Source organism: Paenibacillus sp. An7, assembly GCF_009870785.1.
GTDB lineage: Bacteria > Bacillota > Bacilli > Paenibacillales > Paenibacillaceae > Paenibacillus.
In genome coordinates this window covers 1-580 of sequence record NZ_WTWX01000079.1, presented here as the reverse complement: position 1 = coordinate 580, position 580 = coordinate 1, and the positions used below count along the sequence as shown (strand labels likewise).

The following is a 580-nucleotide window of genomic DNA, read 5'->3' as shown; positions in this document are numbered from 1 at the left end:
ATCTGAACGTCCACATCGTGAGAAGATAATAAATGAGTCCAGAAACTGACTGCCCTTGTATTCGTTCTAAACATCCCGATTTTATAGTGACCTTTAAATTGTTTAAATACATGCATAGCAGCTTCTTTGGCAATGCCAGTCCCTCTGTATTTGGGTAAGACAAAGAGTTCCTGTACCGAATAGTCGATGCCTTCAGAAACATAGGGCGGGGAAACAACTAAGATAAATCCGGCTATCTTATTGTCCACCGTAATAAGATAAGGGTACAGTCGATCATCCATGTAATATTGTGAAATATCTTCCATCTCATACTTACCATCGGGACCAACTTCTTCAAGCGAGTACAAAGAGAGCTCGCACAAATAATAGTTAAATAAATTTTCGATAATTGTTTTTTCTGATTCCGTTATTGTTTTGAATTCTATGTTCATGCTATCCTCATCCTCCGATTAATGATTGTTTTCCCTTGAAATCCCCTTCTTCACTAGTACATACCTGTGTAATAGTACCAAAAAATGTAAGGGTTGCGCGGAAAATTTTGAGTATAGCTATTTACTACCACGCTCTACTGCCGGTTAGC

Annotated in this window: 1 protein-coding gene; it reads right to left on the bottom strand. The window is 38.3% G+C overall.

Features of this window, described 5'->3' with window-relative positions; genetic code table 11:
• On the bottom strand, nucleotides 1–431 hold a 431-nt coding region (locus GQY27_RS21225; RefSeq protein WP_160037249.1), incomplete at its 3' end, for a GNAT family N-acetyltransferase.
• Between the last annotated feature and the right edge of the window lie 149 nt (nucleotides 432–580).